This is a genomic window from Pseudomonas sp. SWRI99, from assembly GCF_014270125.1.
Classification (GTDB): Bacteria; Pseudomonadota; Gammaproteobacteria; order Pseudomonadales; family Pseudomonadaceae; genus Aquipseudomonas; species Aquipseudomonas hamedanensis.
The window spans coordinates 86,300-105,780 of record NZ_JABWQR010000016.1; the positions used below are offsets into that span (position 1 = coordinate 86,300).

General features: G+C 59.0%; 15 protein-coding genes. 8 read left to right on the top strand and 7 right to left on the bottom strand.

All coding sequences use genetic code 11. From position 1 onward, the window contains the following. Positions 1-52 precede the first annotated feature (52 nt). The 4 genes from HU743_RS14920 to HU743_RS14935 all read right to left on the bottom strand — a co-directional run bounded on the left by HU743_RS14920 (position 53) and on the right by HU743_RS14935 (position 6,842). Positions 53-1,648, bottom strand: a complete 1,596-nt coding sequence (locus HU743_RS14920) for an ABC transporter substrate-binding protein (RefSeq protein WP_186649441.1) — start codon at positions 1,646-1,648, stop codon at positions 53-55. 76 nt (positions 1,649-1,724) lie between these two features. After that, positions 1,725-3,140: an OprD family porin gene (locus HU743_RS14925; protein ID WP_186630967.1), complete on the bottom strand. Its 1,416-nt coding sequence runs from the start codon at positions 3,138-3,140 to the stop codon at positions 1,725-1,727. A 176-nt stretch (positions 3,141-3,316) separates the two neighbouring features. Continuing rightward, complete coding sequence (locus HU743_RS14930; RefSeq protein ID WP_186649443.1) at positions 3,317-4,915, bottom strand: ABC transporter substrate-binding protein; 1,599 nt, start codon at positions 4,913-4,915, stop codon at positions 3,317-3,319. Between the two features lie 301 nt (positions 4,916-5,216). After that, the gene (locus HU743_RS14935) at positions 5,217-6,842 is read right to left on the bottom strand and encodes an ABC transporter substrate-binding protein (RefSeq protein WP_186618664.1); all 1,626 of its coding nucleotides are present in this window, start codon (positions 6,840-6,842) and stop codon (positions 5,217-5,219) included. A gap of 1,239 nt (positions 6,843-8,081) precedes the next feature. On the opposite strand from HU743_RS14935, the gene HU743_RS14940 reads away from it, so the two are divergent. Next, positions 8,082-8,444, top strand: coding sequence for a DUF6124 family protein (locus HU743_RS14940; RefSeq protein ID WP_186649446.1), 363 nt, complete (start codon positions 8,082-8,084; stop codon positions 8,442-8,444). Between the two features lie 197 nt (positions 8,445-8,641). On the opposite strand, the gene HU743_RS14945 is transcribed toward HU743_RS14940, so the two are convergent. Beyond that, positions 8,642-9,358, bottom strand: a complete 717-nt coding sequence (locus HU743_RS14945; protein WP_186649449.1) for an SIMPL domain-containing protein — start codon at positions 9,356-9,358, stop codon at positions 8,642-8,644. Between the two features lie 420 nt (positions 9,359-9,778). Between HU743_RS14945 and HU743_RS14950 the strand changes: the two genes are divergently transcribed. The 4 genes from HU743_RS14950 to HU743_RS14965 all read left to right on the top strand — a co-directional run bounded on the left by HU743_RS14950 (position 9,779) and on the right by HU743_RS14965 (position 14,356). Further along, positions 9,779-11,041: an ATP-binding protein gene (locus HU743_RS14950; protein ID WP_186547288.1), complete on the top strand. Its 1,263-nt coding sequence runs from the start codon at positions 9,779-9,781 to the stop codon at positions 11,039-11,041. Continuing rightward, positions 11,034-11,594, top strand: coding sequence for a response regulator transcription factor (locus HU743_RS14955; RefSeq protein ID WP_003221630.1), 561 nt, complete (start codon positions 11,034-11,036; stop codon positions 11,592-11,594). Before HU743_RS14950 ends, HU743_RS14955 begins: the two co-directional genes overlap by 8 nt. Before the next feature lie 96 nt (positions 11,595-11,690). Continuing rightward, entirely contained in the window at positions 11,691-13,418 is a 1,728-nt protein-coding gene (locus HU743_RS14960) for an ABC transporter ATP-binding protein/permease (protein WP_186649452.1), read from the top strand. Positions 13,419-13,609: 191 nt separating this feature from the next. Then, positions 13,610-14,356: a FadR/GntR family transcriptional regulator gene (locus HU743_RS14965; RefSeq protein ID WP_186547286.1), complete on the top strand. Its 747-nt coding sequence runs from the start codon at positions 13,610-13,612 to the stop codon at positions 14,354-14,356. A gap of 7 nt (positions 14,357-14,363) precedes the next feature. Here HU743_RS14965 and HU743_RS14970 read toward each other — a convergent pair whose 3' ends face one another. Together HU743_RS14970 and HU743_RS14975 are read right to left on the bottom strand one after the other, a co-directional pair. Then, positions 14,364-14,726 (bottom strand): hypothetical protein, encoded by a 363-nt coding sequence (locus HU743_RS14970; RefSeq protein ID WP_186649455.1) that lies wholly within the window; start codon positions 14,724-14,726, stop codon positions 14,364-14,366. Positions 14,727-14,856: 130 nt separating this feature from the next. Continuing rightward, positions 14,857-15,237, bottom strand: a complete 381-nt coding sequence (locus HU743_RS14975; RefSeq protein WP_186649458.1) for a hypothetical protein — start codon at positions 15,235-15,237, stop codon at positions 14,857-14,859. Positions 15,238-15,535: 298 nt separating this feature from the next. On the opposite strand from HU743_RS14975, the gene kdgD reads away from it, so the two are divergent. From kdgD to HU743_RS14990, 3 genes are all read left to right on the top strand, one after another. Continuing rightward, the gene (gene kdgD / locus HU743_RS14980; RefSeq protein ID WP_039759443.1) at positions 15,536-16,447 is read left to right on the top strand and encodes a 5-dehydro-4-deoxyglucarate dehydratase; all 912 of its coding nucleotides are present in this window, start codon (positions 15,536-15,538) and stop codon (positions 16,445-16,447) included. Positions 16,448-16,517: 70 nt separating this feature from the next. After that, a complete protein-coding gene (locus tag HU743_RS14985; RefSeq protein WP_186649460.1) occupies positions 16,518-17,963 on the top strand; it encodes an aldehyde dehydrogenase family protein in 1,446 nt (481 codons plus the stop codon). Between the two features lie 153 nt (positions 17,964-18,116). After that, the gene (locus HU743_RS14990) at positions 18,117-19,478 is read left to right on the top strand and encodes an MFS transporter (RefSeq protein ID WP_186649462.1); all 1,362 of its coding nucleotides are present in this window, start codon (positions 18,117-18,119) and stop codon (positions 19,476-19,478) included. The last annotated feature ends 3 nt before the right edge of the window (positions 19,479-19,481 follow it).

Below are 19,481 nucleotides of genomic sequence, written 5' to 3' on the forward strand. Positions count from 1 at the left end.
CGGTTAGGCGTACGCGGTGGCCCTGGGGTCAGGGCCACCGCGCGTTTCTTATCTACTTCACCTGGGTGGTGGCGAAGTTATTAGTGGTGAGAGGGCTGATGTAATAACCCTCTACGTTATTGCGCATTGCGGTAAACATCCGAGTATGGGCCATGCTGATCCATGGCTGATCCTGATTAAACAGCACCTGGGCCTGTTCGTAGAGTGCGGCGCGTTCGGCCGGATCTACTTTAGCCCGTGCTTCATCCAGCAGTGCCTGGAATTTCTCGTTGCACCAGCGTGCGTAGTTTTCGCCGTTCTTGGCGGCCTCGCAACTGAGCATAGGCGTCAGGAAGTTGTCCGGGTCACCATTGTCGCCGGCCCATCCGGCCGAGACCATATCGTGCTCGCCGGCCTTGGCGCGTTTAAGCATCTCGCCCCATTCCATCACGCGGATGTCGATCTTGATCCCGACTTTCGCCAGGTCAGCCTGCATCATCTGCGCGCCGAGCATCGGGTTGGGGTTGGTCGGGCCGCCGCCGTTACGGGTGAACAGGGTAAACACGGTGCCTTCCGGAACTCCGGCTTCCTTGAGCAGGGCGCGAGCCTTGTCGAGGTCGCGTGGCGGGTTTTTCAGGTCGTGGTTGTAGCCCAGCAAGGTCGGCGGGTAGGGGTTGACCGCCACCGAAGCGTTGCCCTTGCCGAACAGGGCGTTGACGTAGGCTTCCTTGTCGAAGGCGATGTCGATGGCCTTACGCACGCGCACGTCGCTCATGTATTTGTGCTGGGTGTTCATGGCGATGTACGACACGGTCATCGCGTCCAACTCGTCGACTTTCAACTTGCTGTCTTTCTTGATGCTCGGAATGTCATCGGGCTTGGGATACAGCGCGATCTGGCATTCGTTGGCTTTGAGCTTCTGCAGGCGCACGTTGTTGTCGGTGGCGATGGCCAGAATCAGCGCATCGGCCGGTGGCTTGCCACGGAAGTAGTCCGGGTTGGCCTTGAAACGCACTTGCGCATCCTTGGCGTAGCGCTGGAAGACAAACGGGCCGGTGCCGATCGGTTTGTTGTTGAGGTCGCCGGTCTTGTTGGTCTTGAGCAACTGGTCGGCGTACTCGGCCGGATAGATCGCGGTGAACGGCATGGCGACGTCGGCCAGGAACGGCGCTTCGCGACGGGTCAGGGTGAATTTGACGGTGTAGTCGTCAACCTTTTCCACGTTTTTCAGCAGTTCCTTGAAGCCCATGCTTTCAAAGTACGGGAAGCCCACGCTCGACAGTTTGTGCCACGGGTGATTGGGGTCCAGTTGACGCTGGAAGCTCCAGAGCACGTCGTCGGCGTTCATCTCGCGGGTCGGCTTGAAATAATCGGTGGTGTGAAACTTGACGCCTTTGCGCAGGTGGAACGTGTAGGTCAGACCGTCATCGCTGATTTCCCAGGACTCGGCCAGCGCAGGCACCACGTCGGTGGTGCCTGGCTTGAAGTCGACCAGACGGTTGAACACGGTCTCGGCCGCCGCGTCGGCGGTGACTGCAGTTGTGTACTGGACCACATCGAAGCCTTCCGGACTGGCTTCGGTGCAGACCACCAAGGGTTTGGCCGAGACGCCCATGGCGGCGCTCAGCAACGCAGCCGCGATGGCCGCACGTAGGGGAAGCATTTTCATCGATAACCCTCTGCAATCGGTTGAAGACAAAAAACCGAACGGCCGACTCATCATGAGTCAGCCGCCGGTTGCGTTTTTACAAAATGTTGAACGGGATGGTGGTCACGAGACGGAACTCGTTGATGCTGCCGTCAGCCTGGTTTTCGCTGGCACGGTGAGCGGTGTAGGTGCCGCGAATGGTCGTGGCCTTGAGCGGGCCGCTCTGTACCGCGTAGGTTGCACCCACGCCGTATTCATAGTGGTGCTCGCCGTCCATTGCCTGCACGCCGTCGTAGCCGCCACCCTTGTAGTGAGTGCCGTCGATGCCCCAGCCGCGCGCCTGGTAGATGTTGAATTTCAGGCCTGGCACGCCGTACTCGGCCATGTTGAGGCCGTAGGACACCTGGAAGGATTTCTCGTTCGGGCCGTTGAAGTCCGAGAGCAGGGAGTTGGCCAGGTAGATACCGTTGGTTTCGTGCAGGTAGTCGAAGTACTCGTTACCGTTCACTTCCTGGTAGGAGAAGGTCACGGTATGCGCCTGATGCGTCAGGCCGAACGACAGCGAGTAGGTGTCGTTGTCGATGTCGCCCAGCAGCTTTTTGCCTTCGTCGACGGTTTTGTAGTAGTTCAGGCCAGTGGTCAGGCTCAGCACCGAGCTGTCGCCCAGCACATGGGTGGCGCCGAAGTAGTATTGGTTCCACAGGTCTTCGGCCTGGGTGCCCCACAGGCTGGTCGTCAGGCTGGCGAACGGCTGGTAGGAAATACCGGCAGTGTTGACGTGATCGGCTTCGGCATTGATGTCGCCGTATTCGGAGCGGAACTTGCTCAGGCTTTCTTCGGTACGTGGCGAAACGCGGTCGAAGGTGGCGACGTCGAACGCCAGGTTGTTCAGCTCTTCGCTGTGGATCGCAATACCTTCGAAGCTCGATGGCAGCGGACGGTTACCGATCACATCGACCTGCGGGCTGCTGAAGTTCATGCGGCCGGCGGTCAGTGTGGTGTTGGAAATGCGCGCCTTGACGTTGGCCAGGCCCAGTTTGCTCCACTGGCCTACTGCGTCACCGCCTTCACGGGTCAGGGTCCGGTTGTTGCCGGCGCCTGGACGGGTGCCCGGCGCACCGCCGTTGTTGGCGGCGAGATTTTCGCGGTCACGCTCCAGCGCGATCGCGTTGTAAGCCGCCACTTCGGTGCTGAAACCGACAGTACCTTCGGTGAAGCCCGAGTTGTACTTGACGATCGTGCCTTGAACCCAGTTGATACGGCGATCGGTTTCGGTGGACTGGCCGTTCTTGCGGTAAGCGAACTTGCCGCCGCGCTTGAGTTGTTCGTTGGCGTACCAGTTACGGGTCGAACCGCTGATCGATTGCCCTTCGAGGAAACCGGTGGCTTCGGCCTGGGCGCTCTTCTCGTTGACGGTCACTGGAGTGAACGCCTGGCTTTGGGTTTCCGCATAAGCCGTGGCGGTAATGCTGCTGATGGCCAGGGCCAGTATCGCGGTGCTGCTCAGTTTCATGGGTGAAGCTCCTTTACTTTCTTTTTATCCCGGCTTTTTTTGGTATGCCGGTTATTGGTTTAGAACTCGTTCACACACCGCAAACGTTTGCAAAAAGCCGGATTGGCGAATTTCGGCAAAGCGCTTGCGTGGGGGGAGTAGACGGCTCCCCCCAGCGTTGCGGCTAATCGGTTGGTTTAATCGATACTGACACCCGAGAACACGTTGCGGCCGAACGGGCTGACTTTGAACCCTTCGACTTTGGCGCTTAACGGCTGGTTGACCGTCGAGTGAGCCACAGGCGTGATCGGCACTTGCTGTTTAAGCAATTGCTGGGCCTGATTATAAAGCACGGTGCGCTGGTCGCGATCGGTGACGACCTTGGCTTCTTTGATCAGCTTGTCGTAAGCCGGATCGCACCACATGGAGTAGTTGTTGCCGCCAATGGCATCGCAGCTGTACAGCGTGCCTAGCCAGTTGTCCGGATCCCCATTGTCGCCGGTCCAGCCGATCAGGCTGATGTCGTGCTCGCCGTTCTTGGTGCGCTTGATGTACTCGCCCCATTCGTAGCTGACAATCTTCACTTTCAGACCGATTTTGGCCCAGTCGGACTGGAGCATTTCGGCCATCAGTTTGGCGTTCGGGTTGTACGGACGCTGCACCGGCATCGCCCACAGGGTGATTTCGGTGCCTTCTTTCACACCGGCAGCCTTGAGCAGCTCCTTGGCTTTTTCCGGGTTGTAGGCGGCGTCCTTGATGGTGTCGTCGTAGGACCACTGGGTCGGTGGCATGGCGTTGACGGCCAGTTGGCCGGCGCCTTGATATACAGCGTTGAGGATCCCCTGTTTATTCACCGCCATGTCCAGCGCCTGACGCACTTCCAATTGATCGAAAGGCTTGTGGCGCACGTTGTAGGCGATGTAGCCGAGGTTGAAGCCCGGCTTGGAAATCAGTTGCAGCTTCGGATCGGCCTTTAGCGCTTCAACATCGGCAGGGCGCGGGTGCAGGGTGATCTGGCACTCGTTGGCCTTGAGTTTCTGCACGCGTACGGAGGCGTCGGTGTTGATTGCGAAAATCAGGTTCTTCAGCTTGACCCGGCTCGGGTCCCAATACTCGCTGTTGCCGGTGTAGCGGATGTTCGAGTCTTTCTGGTAGCTCTTGAAGACGAATGGCCCGGTGCCAATCGGCTTCTGGTTGATGTCGCTCGGTTTGCCTTCGGTCAGCAGTTTGTCGGCGTATTCGGCGGACAGAATCGAGGCGAAGCTCATGGCGATGTTCTGGATAAACGCGGCGTCAACACTGTTGAGTGTGAACTCCACGGTCAGCGGCCCGGTTTTCTCGACCTTGGCGATGTTCTTGTTCAGACTCATCCCGTTGAAGTACGGAAATTCGGTGGGATAGGCCTTACGGAACGGGTGCTGCGCGTCGAGCATGCGATTAAACGTAAACAGTACGTCGTCCGCGTTGAAATCGCGGCTCGGCTTGAAGTAAGGGGTTGTATGAAATTTCACGCCTTCACGCAGGTGAAAGGTGTATTTCAGGCCATCTTCGGAAATATCCCATTGGGTCGCCAGGCCGGGTACGACATTGGTCGCGCCTTTTTCAAACTCGACCAGGCGGTTGTACAGCGGTTCGGCGGCGTCGTTGTCGGTGGCCGTCGTGTATTGCGCGGTATCGAAACCCGCCGGGCTGCCTTCGGAACAGAACACCAGACTGTTGCTGGCGGCGTAACTGGCGGACGTGGCGGCCAACAGGCCGGCGCCCAGCAATGCGGAAAAAACCAAGGTATGGCGCATGACGCTCCCTCTTTTTTTAGTGTTGTGCAATGCGCCGCGGTCTCAATCCAGAGACGTTGTGGCCACATTGAGCTCAATCCAATACGTACGGCAAAACCGATAGCCCACGCAGCCACTGGTCAGTAAGCGACGGTAGGGACCGTACTACTGGCAGTAAATGCGTAATTGCCTGAATAATCGTAGGAAAAGGCGACACGTTCTATGCGATGCAGTTATCTGCAACAGAAGTAGGTGTAGGCAATTTCCTAATTCACGGCAGGTAAAACAACGGCGACGTCAGAAACGTCGCCGTTGCAGTGCCTTATTTGCTGACGCTGACGCCGTAGAAGGAGTTCAAGCCGAACGGGCTGATCTTGAAGTCCTGCACGTTGGCGCGCATGGGTTGATACACCGTCGAGTGAGCGATAGGTGTCATGGGAACTGCATCTTTGAGGACGTGTTGCGCCTGTTTGTACAGCTCGGTGCGCTTGCCCTGGTCGGTGGTACGTTTGGCTTCTTTCACCAGACCGTCGAACTTCTTGTCGCACCACTTGGAGAAGTTGTTGCCGCTCAGCGAGTCGCAGCCGAACAACACGTTGAGCCAGTTGTCCGGGTCACCATTGTCACCGCTCCAGCCAATGATCATGGCCTGGTTCTCACCACCTTTGGAGCGCTTGATGTACTCGCCCCATTCGTAGCTGGTGATCTTCACTTTCAGACCGATCTTGGCCCAGTCGGACTGGAGCATTTCGGCCATCAGTTTGGCGTTCGGGTTGTACGGACGCTGGACCGGCATCGCCCACAGGACGATCTCGGTGCCTTCCTTGACGCCAGCTTCCTTGAGCAGCTGTTTGGCTTTCTCAGGGTCGTACTTGGTGTCTTTGATGGTGGTGTCGTAGGACCACTGGGTCGGCGGCATGGCGTTGACGGCCAGTTGGCCGGCGCCCTGGTAAACCGAATCGATGATCTGCGGCTTGTTCACGGCCATGTCCAGCGCCTGGCGTACGCGCAGGTCAGCCAGCGGGTTTGGCTCGTTGCTGCCCTTGACCTTGTCCATCACGTTGTAGGCGATGTAGCCGAGGTTGAAACCGGCTTGGTCAGGCATCTTCAGCGATTTGTCTTCTTTCAGCGCTTTCAGATCGGCCGGACGCGGGAACAGGGTGACCTGGCACTCGTTCTTCTTCAGCTTCTGGATGCGCACCGACGGGTCGGTGGTGATGGCGAAGATCAGGTTGTCGATCTTCACGTCATCCGGCTTCCAGTAATCCTTGTTGCCGGTGTAACGGATGTTCGAGTCTTTCTGGTAGCTCTTGAACACGAACGGGCCAGTGCCGATCGGCTTCTGGTTGATGTCGGCGGCTTTGCCATCCTTGAGCAACTGGGCAGCGTATTCGGCGGACTGCACCGAGGCGAAGCTCATGGCCAGGTTCTGGATGAACGCGGCGTCGACTTCTTTCAGGGTGAACTTGACGGTGTGGTCGTCGACTTTATCGATCTTGGTGATGTTGGTGTCCATCCCCATGTCGGTGAAGTACGGGAATTCGGTCGGGTACGCCTTACGGAACGGGTCGTCCTTGTTGATCATGCGGTTGAACGTAAACAGCACGTCGTCGGCGTTGAATTCACGAGTCGGCTTGAAATACGGGGTGGTGTGGAACTTGACGCCTTCGCGCAGGTGGAAGGTGTAAGTCAGGCCATCGTCGGAAATGTCCCATTTGGTCGCCAAGCCAGGAATCACGGCGGTGCCGCCGCGCTCGAACTGGGTCAGGCGGTTGAACATGGTTTCGGCTGAGGCGTCGAAGTCGGTTCCGGTGGTGTACTGGCCTGGGTCGAATCCGGCCGGGCTCCCTTCGGAGCAGAACACCAGGTTAGTCGCAGCGGTTGCGAAGGGTGCGGAGGCTAACAAGCCTGCGCCGACTAGAAACGGAATGACCGCGTGTTTAAGCATGTTGGCCTCATGATTTGTTGTCATTTTTTAGTTGTGAGGTACGACCTCGTGAGTCGTGCCTGCGGATACTTATGCAGGCCCCATACCCAATGCAAGATCCAGAGCGGTCGGCGGCGTTAAACGGTGGCACGAACGTACCTTAATGTCGCATCCGTATAACTTTTGACGCATTTGACCGTTTGCGGGTGGTTTTTGCGGTGCATTCGTGGCACCAAAGTGGTGCGCTGGTCACGTTGTGTGCGCTGGGCTGGGGCTTGGTGTTACTTATTTATACCGTTGGGTAGGGGCGGGCTTGAGGGGTTTCCGGGGTTGGCTGGGGTGGGGTGGTTTGGGGCGCGGGATTGGTGAGTTTTACTTGGTGCAACTGGGTGTTTCGATTGGTGGCACCTTTGGGGCTTGGCGGCCTTTGGGCCGGCCATGCTTTTGGGGTTTGGGGTGAATATCCGTTTTTTGCGGTAGTGCGGCTGGCGGTTTCGCCCTTACGGCGAGTCACCTTTTCCAAACGCCGAAAAGGTAACCGAAAAGGCTTGCTCCTGCGTTCGGCCCTCGCAGGCTCGGGTTCCTTCGCTGCGGGATTGATCCGGGCGCAGCGTTTCCGGTTTGCTTCGCTGCACCTCCTACCGCTGTGTTCGACTTCGTCGAACGGTCGCTGCGCTCCCACGCCCGGATCAATCCCTGCGCTCAGCCTTCCGACGTCGCCCGTGGATCAAGATCAAGAGCGGTACTCGAGCTAACGCTCATTGTTGAGTGGGGCGGCTTTGCCGCGGGCAGCTGCGCTGCTTTGCTTTTCTGGGGGAGCGAGCCTGCTCGCGAAGGCGGCCTGACAGCCGACCTGATTTTGGGGATGTACTCGATCCCATGTAGGAGCGAGCCTGCTCGCGATGAGGCCCTTTCAGGCAACCGATGACTTGGGATTGTTTAAATCCGATGCGAAATTACCCGAACCTTCCCACAAGGTTTTCAGGTTGTCCGTCGGACGTCCGCTCTCTAGGCTTGGGGCGTCGTTGGTTGTTCAGCGATCGGGTGTGAGAACCCGACATTCATAGTCATTCAGTGCCCAGCCCCGCATAATTGCCGCCAGCAAGTCCGCTGCATGCAAGTGCGTTATGGCGGCTCTGTGCGGGCGGGCTTATGTCCGGCCGGGTGCCTATGACCGGTTTTCTCACCCCGCACAAAGCTGCCACCTCTTCGCCGTGTGAGAAACGGCATCGAGATGGCTCAACCTCATAGGTGAAGCGCATGACCAAACCAGTCCCCGACCCACCCGAACAAACCCCAACCCCCCTCGAAGCCGCGCTGCGTGCCGACGATCAAGCGAAAAACCGCGAAGCCATAAAGCGTGCCCTCGATTTCTATCTCTGCCCTCCACCCAGCAAGCCCCATCCACCCAGCACAATGTTTGTGATCCAGCCAGACATCGACACCGAAAGCTTGCTGGCCCATGCCTGTGAATCCCTCGCTTCAGCCAACACGCTGGCGAGCGATTTCGCCGATCAGCTTGGTCGTCCGCAGCGCAATACGGCGCTGGCGATTCAGCAGATCATCATGCTGGCGGAGCTGGCGGTGAATCGGGCGCTGGATCGGGTTGATCCGCGTACGTAATCAGTCAGGGCCACCGCGTTATCGTTTTTCGCGGGCAAGCCCGCTCCCACAGGGGTATATGCGATTTTCAAAATGCTACAAAACCTGTGGGAGCTGGCTTGCCAGCGAAAGCGGTGGATCATTCACTACAAATCCCAGGCACAAAAAAACCGGCAACCATCTACTGATTGCCGGTCCTTCATTCAGCCAAACTCAAATCACTGCATCAACACTTCAATAGAGCCATCAGCAGTCATGCTCACCTGACTGGTGCCGGCTTCAACTTCCGGAGTGACCGGTGCGGAATCCATGGCGGCGGCTTTCATCATCATCGGCGCGCGCAGGTAGGGTTGTGGATAACCGTTGCTGTTGAGGTTCAGGTTGATGATTTTGTAGCCCTTGCCGCCCAAAGCATCGGTGGCCAGTTGCGCGCGGGCCTTGAAGGCGGTGACGGCTTCTTTGAGCAACTGGTCTTCGCTGGCCTTGCGGGTCGGGTCGGCGATGGCGAAGTCCATGCCGCCCATTTTCAGGTCGGTCAGCAGCTCGCCGGTGAGTTTGGACAGGGCGGCGAAGTCGGTGCTTTCCAGGCGCAGTTCGGCGCGTTCGCGCCAGCCAGTGATTTTCTGACCCTTGGTGTCGTAGATCGGGTAGCTGTTGCGGCTGCCGGTGCGCAGGGTGATGTCTTTGACTTGCTTGGCCTGGGCGGTTGCCTTGTTCATGGTGGTGCTGATGGCGGCGGCGAGTTTGGCCGGGTCGGTGTTTTGCTCTTCGGTGTAGAGCGTCACGATCATCTGGTCACGGGCCACTTCCTGGCTGACTTCGGCGCGCAGGGAAATCTGGTTGTAATGCAGCTCATCGGTGGCCAGGGCCGGAAGGCTGGCGACGCTGCCGACGGTCAGGGCGAGGAGGGCGGCGCTGCGGCGAAAGGTGTGCATGAAGGCTCCTTGAATGAGGCGCAGGTGTCGGGTCGGGCCTGCGTGAACCATCAGACTCTAGCTTTTATGATCCGGTTCGCCCAGTTACAACTTCTATACAGATCAGCCTGGTAGGGCGGCAGTGCTTTTGTGGCGAGGGAGCTTGCTCTTGCTCGGCAGTGCTTTTGTGGCGAGGGAGCTTGCTCCCGCTCGGCTGCGCAGCAGTCGTAAAACCTGTTTCCGCAAATTTCGATCGGGCCACGTTGCCGAGTTTGGGCCTGCTGCGCAGTCCAGCGGGAGCAAGCTCCCTCGCCACAGGTTGCTGCGCGCTAACCCGGTTGACCGGGAAGGCCTGTGGTCGTTTGCCGCACTTTCGCCTCTGACCCCCGCGCCTTGGTTATACTCCGTGCGATCCGCCTGGAGCGCTCATCAGGAGAGCTCATGCTCGCCCCCGTACAACTGACTTCCGCCACTCGCCAGAATCTCTGGCGGCTGACTTTCATCCGCACCCTGGTGCTCGCCGCGCAGGCCGGGTCCGTGGGCCTGGCCTACTGGCTGCAATTGTTGCCGTTGCCGTGGGTGCAACTGGCGATGACCCTGGGCTGTTCGATTCTGCTGTGCGCGTTCACCGCCGTGCGACTGCGCACGTCGTGGCCGGTGACTGAGCTTGAATACGCGCTGCAACTGGCCTGCGATCTGGTGATCCACAGCGCGCTGCTGTATTTCTCCGGCGGTTCGACCAATCCCTTCGTTTCTTATTATCTGGTGCCGCTGACCATCGCGGCGGTGACGCTGCCGTGGCGTTATTCGGTGATCCTGTCGGGTATCGCGCTGGCGTTGTACACCGTGATGCTGACGCGGTTTTACCCACTGGAAACCTTGCCGGTCGCCCGTGAGAATCTGCAGATCTATGGCATGTGGCTGAGCTTCGCGCTGGCCGCTGCGGTGATCACGTTTTTCGCCGCGCGCATGGCCGAAGAGCTGCGCCGGCAGGAAGAATTGCGCGCGATTCGTCGTGAGGAAGGTCTGCGTGATCAGCAGTTGCTTGCCGTTGCGACCCAGGCCGCCGGTGCGGCGCATGAGCTGGGTACGCCGCTGGCGACCATGAGCGTGTTGCTCAAGGAAATGCAGCAGGACCACCCGGACCCGCTGCTGCAGGACGATCTGAAAGTGCTGCAGGATCAGGTCAAGCTGTGCAAGGAAACCTTGCAGCAACTGGTCCGCGCCGCCGAGGCCAACCGACGTCTGGCTGTGGAAATGCAGGACGTGACTGACTGGCTCGACGAAGCGCTGAACCGCTGGCACTTGATGCGCCCGGAGGCCAGTTACCGCTTCCAGCGTCTCGGTCAGGGCACCGTGCCGCGCATGGCGCCGCCGCCGGATCTGACCCAGGCCTTGCTGAATCTATTGAACAACGCCGCCGATGCTTGCCCGGAGAATCTGCAGGTTACGCTCGACTGGGATTCGGAAACCCTGACCATCAGTATCCGCGACCACGGCGCCGGTGTGCCGCTGGCCATTGCCGAGCAAATCGGCAAACCGTTTTTTACCACCAAGGGCAAAGGTTTCGGCCTGGGCCTGTTTTTGAGCAAGGCCAGCGTGACACGCGCCGGCGGCTCAGTGAAACTCTATAGTCATGAGGAAGGCGGCACGCTCACCGAGCTGCGCCTGCCCCACGGCGCCCGAGGAGACCAACATGAGTGACGAAATCCAAGTCGAAGGCGAAGAACTGCCGCACCTGCTGCTGGTCGACGACGACGCGACCTTCACCCGCGTCATGGCCCGCGCCATGGCCCGCCGTGGCTTTCGCGTCAGCACTGCCGGTTCCGCCGAAGAAGGCCTGACCATTGCCCAGGCCGACCTGCCTGATTACGCCGCGCTGGACCTGAAAATGGACGGCGACTCCGGACTTGTCCTGCTACCCAAGCTGCTGGAACTTGATCCGGAAATGCGCGTGGTGATTCTCACCGGTTATTCGAGCATTGCCACTGCGGTCGAGGCGATCAAGCGCGGCGCCTGCAATTACCTGTGCAAACCGGCCGATGCCGACGACGTGCTGGCCGCGTTGCTCTCCGAACACGCCGACCTCGACAGTCTGGTGCCGGAAAACCCGATGTCGGTCGATCGCCTCCAGTGGGAACACATCCAGCGCGTGCTCACCGAGCATGAAGGCAACATCTCCGCCACGGCCCGCGCGCTGGGCATGCATCGCCGCACCTTGCAGCGCAAACTGCAGAAGCGCCCGGTTCGTCGCTGAACCTGCGCTGAACGACTATCGCCAGCCCTCGCGATGACACGCACCGATCCTCTATGATCGGTGCGTGTCTGTTGTTTTCTTTATCGAGCCTTATTCATGAATCAGAACGCTGAATATTCCGCGGTCAACGATGCTGTGCGCGGGCAGTTTTTTCGCAAGGTGTGGGCGATCATCACGCCGTACTGGCGCAGTGAAGAGAAGGGCATGGCCTGGACGCTGCTGATTGCAGTGATCGCGCTCTCGCTGCTCAGCGTGGGGATCTCGGTGTGGTTCAACACCTGGTACAAGGATTTTTACAACGCTCTGCAAAAGAAGGACGAAGCGGCGTTCTGGCAATTGATTCTGTATTTCTGCGGCATCGCGGCCGTGGCGATTATCGGTGCCGTGTACAGGCTTTATCTGACCCAGATGCTGACGATTCGCTGGCGCGCCTGGCTCACCGAAAAGCACTTCTCTCGTTGGCTCGCCGACAAGAATTACTACCAACTGGAGCAGGGCGGTTATACCGATAACCCGGACCAGCGGATTTCCGAAGATTTAAACAACTTCACGTCCAACACCCTTGAGCTGGGTATCGGGCTGCTGCGCAATGTCGTCAGCCTGGTATCGTTCTCGATCATTCTCTGGGGCGTTTCGGGCAGCATCGAAGTCTATGGCATCACCATTCCCGGTTACATGTTCTGGTGTGTGTTGGTGTATGCGGTGGTGGGTAGCTGGCTGACGCATTTGATCGGTCGCCGCTTGATCGGCCTGAACAACCAACAACAACGTTTCGAAGCCGACCTGCGTTTCTCCATGGTGCGGATTCGCGAAAATGCCGAAAGCATCGCGTTGTACAACGGCGAGCCGAACGAAAACCGACGGTTGAGCGCCCGTTTCGGCAACGTCTGGCACAATTTCTGGGACATCATGAAGGTGTCCAAGCGCTTGACCTTTTTTACTGCCGGTTACAGTCAGGCGGCGATCATTTTCCCGTTTATCGTTGCCTCGCCGCGTTACCTTGCCGGCAAGATCGAACTCGGTGAACTGATGCAGATCAGCTCGGCATTCGGCAACGTTCAGGAGAGTTTCAGCTGGTTCATCAGTGCGTACCAGAGCCTCGCCTCCTGGCGCGCCACCTGCGACCGTCTGTTGAGTTTCCGTCAGGCCATGACTGACAACGAGCAGCGCACCCCGGCCATCGACGTGCAGAATCAGGGCAGCGAATTGCAGGTGCACAATCTCGGGCTGGACCTGGCCGATGGGCGTCATCTGCTGACCGATGCAGACATGACCGTGGAGCCGGGCGAGCGGGTGATGCTTAGCGGTCGGTCCGGCAGCGGGAAATCGACATTGCTGCGGGCGATGGGCCATTTGTGGCCGGCGGGTCACGGCAACATCCGTTTGCCGGCTGCGCGCTATCTGTTTTTGCCCCAGAAACCCTATCTGCCGATTGGCACCCTGCGTGAAGCATTGAGTTATCCACAGTCCGGCGACATCTACGCGCCGGAGCGTTATGCACAGGTACTCGAGACCTGCCGCTTGCCGCATCTGGTTGCGCGGCTGGACGAAGCCAATCACTGGCAACGCATGCTCTCGCCCGGTGAACAACAACGGCTGGCCTTCGCTCGTGCACTGCTGTTTGCGCCGCAATGGCTGTACATGGATGAAGCGACTTCGGCGATGGATGAGGAAGACGAGGCGACGTTGTATCAGGCGTTGATCGATCAGATTCCCGGGTTGAGCATTGTCAGCGTCGGCCATCGAAGCAGTTTGAAACGATTCCATCCGCGGCATGTGAGGATCGACAGCGGGCGTTTGGTGGAGCAACCCGTGACTGCCTGACACCCACACAACCCCCTGTAGGAGCGAGCCTGCTCGCGATAGCGTCGGCATATTCAACATTGATGTGACTGACAGAACGCCATCGCGAGCAGGCTCACTCCTACAAAGGGCGATGTGATCTGAGCAGTGATCGTACAACCCGCTTGAGCTATGATGGCCCCAAGCCGAACTTTCGAGACAAGATGCAGACCATGGAAAAGCTGATGGACACCCCGCGCCTCCCCCGCAAGCGCCGCAGCCTCGCCCAGGAATTGGTGACGGTGCTGAGTGAGCAGATCCGCGACGGTCTGCTCAAGCGCGGCGACAAGTTGCCGACCGAGTCGGCAATCATGGAAGCCCATGGCGTCAGCCGCACCGTGGTGCGTGAAGCGATATCCCGTCTGCAGGCTGCGGGACAAGTGGAAACCCGCCACGGCATCGGCACCTTTGTACTCGACACGCCCAGCCCGAGCGGTTTCCGCATCGATCCGGCCACCGTTGTCACCCTGCGTGATGTGCTGGCGATTCTCGAATTGCGCATCAGCCTCGAAGTGGAATCCGCCGGCCTCGCCGCGCAACGCCGCACGCCTGAGCAACTGGCAACCATGCGCGCCGCCCTCGACGCGCTGAACGAAAGCGCCTCGCATGCCAGCGATGCGGTGTCGTCGGACTTCGCTTTCCACCTGGAAATCGCCCTGTCCACCGGCAACCGCTATTTCACCGATATCATGACCCACCTGGGCACCAGCATCATTCCGCGTACACGGCTTAACTCGGCGCGACTGGCTCACGATGACCAGCAGCACTACATGGGGCGCCTGAGCCGTGAGCACGAAGAAATCTACGACGCAATTGCCCGTCAGGATTCCGATGCAGCGCGGGCGGCGATGCGGTTGCACTTGACCAATAGCCGCGAAAGACTGCGCCAGGCCCATGAAGAGGCGCAGGCGCAGGGGTGAGGTTGGGTCAGTCTTTAAGCGTGATTTCCAATGGTAATGATTGCCGGACGTTGCCTGCTCTGTCGTTAGAGTACTGCAAGCGCGCGTTCTTGCCAGCGTTCAGCATTTTTTCAAATGGCGTTTTCGGGATTGCAAGCTCAACGGGTTTTCCAGCGGAGATTGAGGTCAGTTCGACGGAGCCTGACCACTCCTCAGCACCGTCTGAGTCATACACTTTCAGTGTGATTTTGTCCCCCGCGGCCGCTTCTTGGAGGGCAGGCACTACCCCATGAGCTGGGTCAATCAAGTTATGTACGTAGAGGACGTCATCGATTGCTTCCTTAAGCACAGGTGCAGGCAGCATTTGGATAGCGAAACGTTTATCTGTCATGTTCAAAATCCTTTTAATTGTCGAAACGAGCCGTTGGTAGCTCATGCTAATTAAGTCTGGGCTGCGAAAACCTGGCACCTGTAAGAAATACCAGTCCCGACCAACGGCCAGACCTCAAGCGCGGAAATCCTTACATCTCAACCCGCAACCTCAACGCCTGCGAATACGGCTCCATACTCGACTCATCACGAAACTTGTAACGCAACTCCACCTCGCGGTTCACATACGGTTGCAGCGCCTCTTTCGGCAGTTGCACCTCGATGTCTATCAGTTTCTCCATCTCATCTTCAGCGTCGTCCCAGGCGCCGGTATCCACTTCTTCACCTTGCCATTCCGGCTCTTCCGGATCGTCACCCAAGATCGCGTAGACGCTCCAGTTCGCTGCGAAATCGCTGGAGTCCGGCACCTGCACGGTGAGGATGTCTGGCAATTGCGAGAGCTGGAGCGTCACGCAATCGTCCTGCGCAGGGGCGACGTGGGCGAGGGTGGGGGCGGCTAAATGCATCGACATATCGGCTTCCTTTGAAAGGTCCGCCACGATCCTTCGTGGCAGTCGCCGTACTTTACGAGCAGCTCGGCCGGCGATGATTAAACGAATCCAGACCAGATATTTCTGCCAGCGAAAGCGTCAAGCACGGGCCCTGCGACGATTTCCGAAACTACAAAAGGCGATCTTGTCAGACAAAAAATCGCCACCAACGATGAAATGCAGTTGACGGTTATTTTTTAAGTTGTACGATGACCTACAACTTCGGCGAAGGCTGAACGGTCCACTCACAATAAAACGTTGCTACCAGGGTGTTCGAATAATGAATCCACAAGAACTGAAGTCCATCCTCTCTGCCGGCCTGCTGTCTTTCCCGGTGACCGATTTCAACGCGCAGGGCGATTTCAACCGCGCGGGCTACATCAAACGCCTGGAATGGCTGGCTCCGTATGGCGCTTCAGCATTGTTCGCCGCCGGTGGCACCGGTGAGTTCTTCTCCCTGGCCGCCAGTGAATACTCGGAAATCATCAAGACCGCCGTCGACACCTGCGCCACCAGCGTGCCAATCCTCGCCGGCGTTGGCGGTTCGACCCGTCAGGCCATCGAATACGCTCAGGAAGCCGAGCGTCTGGGCGCCAAGGGCCTGCTGTTGCTGCCGCACTACCTGACCGAAGCGAGCCAGGACGGTGTTGCCGCTCACGTTGAAGCCGTGTGCAAATCGGTGAAGATCGGCGTGGTCGTCTACAACCGTAACGTTTGCCGCCTCACCGCGCCGCTGCTGGAACGTCTGGCCGAGCGCTGCCCGAACCTGATCGGCTACAAGGACGGCCTGGGCGATATCGAGTTGATGGTGTCGATCCGTCGCCGCCTCGGTGATCGCTTCAGCTACCTGGGTGGTCTGCCGACCGCCGAAGTCTACGCCGCTGCCTACAAGGCGCTGGGCGTGCCGGTCTACTCCTCGGCGGTGTTCAACTTCATTCCGAAAACCGCGATGGACTTCTACCACGCGATCGCTCGTGAGGATCACGCCACCGTCGGCAAGATCATCGACGACTTCTTCCTGCCGTACCTGGACATCCGCAACCGCAAGGCCGGTTACGCCGTGAGCATCGTCAAGGCCGGTGCAAAAATCGCCGGCTATGACGCAGGTCCAGTGCGTGCGCCGCTGACCGACCTGACCGGCGAAGAGTACGAAATGCTCGCCGCGCTGATCGACAAGCAAGGCGCGCAATAAACGAGAAGAACGAAGCCGCTGAGCAATCAGCGGCTTTTTGCGTAAAGGCTTTAGAGTTGAGGGCTGCCCTGTGACAACTGCAAAACGCTACGACAACTTCATTAATGGCGAATGGGTCGCTGGTGCCGATTATTCGGCCAACATCAACCCGTCCGAACTGAGCGACAACATCGGCGACTACGCCAAGGCTGACCTGACTCAGGTCAACGCCGCCATCGACGCCGCCCGCGCGGCGTTTCCGGCCTGGTCGACCTCGGGTATTCAGGCCCGTCACGATTCGCTGGACAAAGTTGGCACGGAAATCCTCGCCCGTCGCGAAGAGCTCGGCACGCTGTTGGCCCGAGAAGAAGGCAAGACCCTGCCGGAAGCGATTGGCGAAGTGACCCGCGCCGGCAATATTTTCAAGTTCTTCGCCGGTGAATGCCTGCGTCTGTCCGGTGACTACGTGCCGTCGGTGCGTCCGGGCGTCAACGTCGAAGTCACCCGCGAAGCGCTGGGCGTGGTCGGTCTGATCACCCCGTGGAACTTCCCGATCGCCATCCCGGCGTGGAAGATCGCCCCGGCCCTGGCCTACGGCAACTGCGTCGTGCTCAAGCCTGCCGATCTGGTGCCGGGCTGCGCCTGGGCGCTGGCTGAAATCATCTCCCGTGCAGGCTTCCCGGCCGGTGTGTTCAACCTGGTGATGGGCAGCGGTCGTGTGGTTGGTGATGCCCTGGTGCAGAGCCCGAAAGTCGACGGCATCAGCTTCACCGGTTCCGTCGGTGTTGGCCGGCAGATCGCGGTCAACTGCGTTTCGCGCCAGGCCAAAGTGCAGCTGGAAATGGGCGGCAAGAACCCGCAGATCATTCTCGACGACGCCGACCTCAAGCAAGCGGTCGAGCTGTCGGTGCAGAGCGCGTTCTACTCCACCGGCCAGCGTTGCACGGCGTCGAGCCGACTGATCGTCACCGCCGGTATCCACGACAAGTTCGTCGAGGCCATGGCCGAGCGCATGAAGTCGATCAAGGTCGGCCACGCGCTGAAAGCCGGCACCGACATCGGTCCGGTGGTGTCCCAGGCGCAGCTTGAGCAGGACATGAAGTACATCGACATCGGCCAGTCCGAAGGCGCGCGTCTGGTCAGCGGTGGTGGTGTGGTGACGTGCGATACCGAGGGCTACTTCCTCGCGCCCACTCTGTTCGCTGACAGTGAAGCGTCGATGCGCATCAGCCGCGAAGAGATTTTCGGCCCGGTGGCCAACGTTGTTCGCGTGGCCGATTACGAAGCCGCGCTGGCGATGGCCAACGACACCGAATTCGGCCTGTCGGCCGGTATCGCGACCACCTCGCTGAAGTACGCCAACCACTTCAAGCGCCACTCCCAGGCCGGGATGGTGATGGTCAACCTGCCGACCGCCGGTGTGGATTACCACGTACCGTTTGGTGGCCGTAAAGGCTCATCCTATGGCTCCCGCGAGCAGGGCCGCTATGCGCAAGAGTTCTACACGGTCGTGAAGACTGCCTACATCGGTTCCTGATACATGCAATACCTGTGGGAGCTGGCTTGCCAGCGATTCAGGCAACGCGGTGCTTCAGGCACGCCGCGCTGATGCCATCGCTGGCAAGCCAGCTCCCACAAAGACCAAAGAATGTTTTACCCGCATAAAAATAATCAGTGGGAGTACATCTGCATGCAATCCTCCAAGCCGACTCACGTCCGCTATTTGATTTTGCTCATGCTGTTTCTGGTGACCACGATCAACTACGCCGACCGTGCCACGATCGCCATTGCCGGCTCCAGCCTGCAAAAAGATCTGGGCATTGACGCCGTCACCCTCGGCTACATCTTTTCCGCATTCGGTTGGGCCTACGTCGCCGGGCAAATTCCCGGTGGCTGGCTGCTCGATCGTTTCGGCTCGAAAAAAGTCTACGCCCTGAGCATTTTCACCTGGTCGCTGTTCACCGTGCTGCAAGGCTTTGTCGGTGAATTCGGCATGTCCACAGCGGTGGTTGCGCTGTTCATGCTGCGCTTCCTCGTGGGCCTGGCCGAGGCGCCATCGTTCCCCGGCAATGCGCGCATTGTCGCCGCGTGGTTCCCGACCGCTGAACGCGGTACCGCTTCGGCGATCTTCAACTCGGCGCAATACTTTGCCACCGTGTTGTTCGCGCCGCTGATGGGCTGGATCGTCTACAGCTTCGGCTGGGAGCACGTGTTCATCGTCATGGGTATCCTCGGCATCATCTTCTCGCTGGTCTGGCTGAAAGTCATCTACAGCCCGCGCGAACATCCACGCATCAACGACGCCGAGTTCAAGCACATTGCTGACAACGGCGGCATGGTCGACATGGATCAGAAGGGCAAAAAGTCCGACGGCCCGAAGTGGGATTACATCCGCCAGTTGCTGACCAATCGCATGATGCTCGGCGTGTATCTGGGCCAGTACTGCATCAACGGCATCACCTATTTCTTCCTGACCTGGTTTCCGGTGTATCTGGTGCAAGAGCGCGGCATGACTATTCTCAAGGCCGGTTTCATCGCTTCGTTGCCGGCGATCTGCGGCTTTATCGGCGGCGTGCTCGGCGGGGTGATTTCTGACTATCTGCTGCGCAAGGGCCACTCGCTGACCTTCGCTCGCAAGGCGCCGATCATCGCCGGTCTGCTGGTTTCGAGCAGCATCGTCGCGTGCAACTATGTTGACGTGGAATGGATGGTCGTCGGCTTCATGGCCCTGGCCTTCTTCGGCAAAGGCGTTGGCGCACTGGGCTGGGCGGTGGTCTCCGACACTTCGCCGAAACAGATCGCTGGTCTGAGCGGCGGGCTGTTCAATACCTTCGGCAACATCGCTTCGATCACCACGCCGATCGTGATTGGCTACATCATCAGCTCCACCGGTTCGTTCAAATGGGCGCTGGTGTTTGTCGGTGCCAACGCACTGGTCGCGGTGTTCAGCTATCTGGTCATCGTCGGCCCGATCAAACGTGTGGTGCTCAAAGAGCCGCCAGCCAAGGGCGGTGATGAAGTCACCGGCAATTTGTCTCAAGCGCATTCCTGAGGA

Bases quoted from the DNA above. Each gene is read 5' to 3' on its own strand.
- HU743_RS14965 (WP_186547286.1), top strand. From the start codon at position 13,610: ATGGAAAAGCTGATGGACACCCCGCGCCTCCCCCGCAAGCGCCGCAGC.
- HU743_RS14935 (WP_186618664.1), bottom strand. From the start codon at position 6,842: ATGCTTAAACACGCGGTCATTCCGTTTCTAGTCGGCGCAGGCTTGTTA.
- HU743_RS14990 (WP_186649462.1), top strand. From the start codon at position 18,117: ATGCAATCCTCCAAGCCGACTCACGTCCGCTATTTGATTTTGCTCATG.
- HU743_RS14920 (WP_186649441.1), bottom strand. From the start codon at position 1,648: ATGAAAATGCTTCCCCTACGTGCGGCCATCGCGGCTGCGTTGCTGAGC.
- kdgD (WP_039759443.1), top strand. From the start codon at position 15,536: ATGAATCCACAAGAACTGAAGTCCATCCTCTCTGCCGGCCTGCTGTCT.
- HU743_RS14925 (WP_186630967.1), bottom strand. From the start codon at position 3,140: ATGAAACTGAGCAGCACCGCGATACTGGCCCTGGCCATCAGCAGCATT.
- HU743_RS14955 (WP_003221630.1), top strand. From the start codon at position 11,034: ATGAGTGACGAAATCCAAGTCGAAGGCGAAGAACTGCCGCACCTGCTG.
- HU743_RS14945 (WP_186649449.1), bottom strand. From the start codon at position 9,358: ATGCACACCTTTCGCCGCAGCGCCGCCCTCCTCGCCCTGACCGTCGGC.
- HU743_RS14960 (WP_186649452.1), top strand. From the start codon at position 11,691: ATGAATCAGAACGCTGAATATTCCGCGGTCAACGATGCTGTGCGCGGG.
- HU743_RS14950 (WP_186547288.1), top strand. From the start codon at position 9,779: ATGCTCGCCCCCGTACAACTGACTTCCGCCACTCGCCAGAATCTCTGG.
- HU743_RS14970 (WP_186649455.1), bottom strand. From the start codon at position 14,726: ATGACAGATAAACGTTTCGCTATCCAAATGCTGCCTGCACCTGTGCTT.
- HU743_RS14940 (WP_186649446.1), top strand. From the start codon at position 8,082: ATGACCAAACCAGTCCCCGACCCACCCGAACAAACCCCAACCCCCCTC.
- HU743_RS14975 (WP_186649458.1), bottom strand. From the start codon at position 15,237: ATGTCGATGCATTTAGCCGCCCCCACCCTCGCCCACGTCGCCCCTGCG.
- HU743_RS14930 (WP_186649443.1), bottom strand. From the start codon at position 4,915: ATGCGCCATACCTTGGTTTTTTCCGCATTGCTGGGCGCCGGCCTGTTG.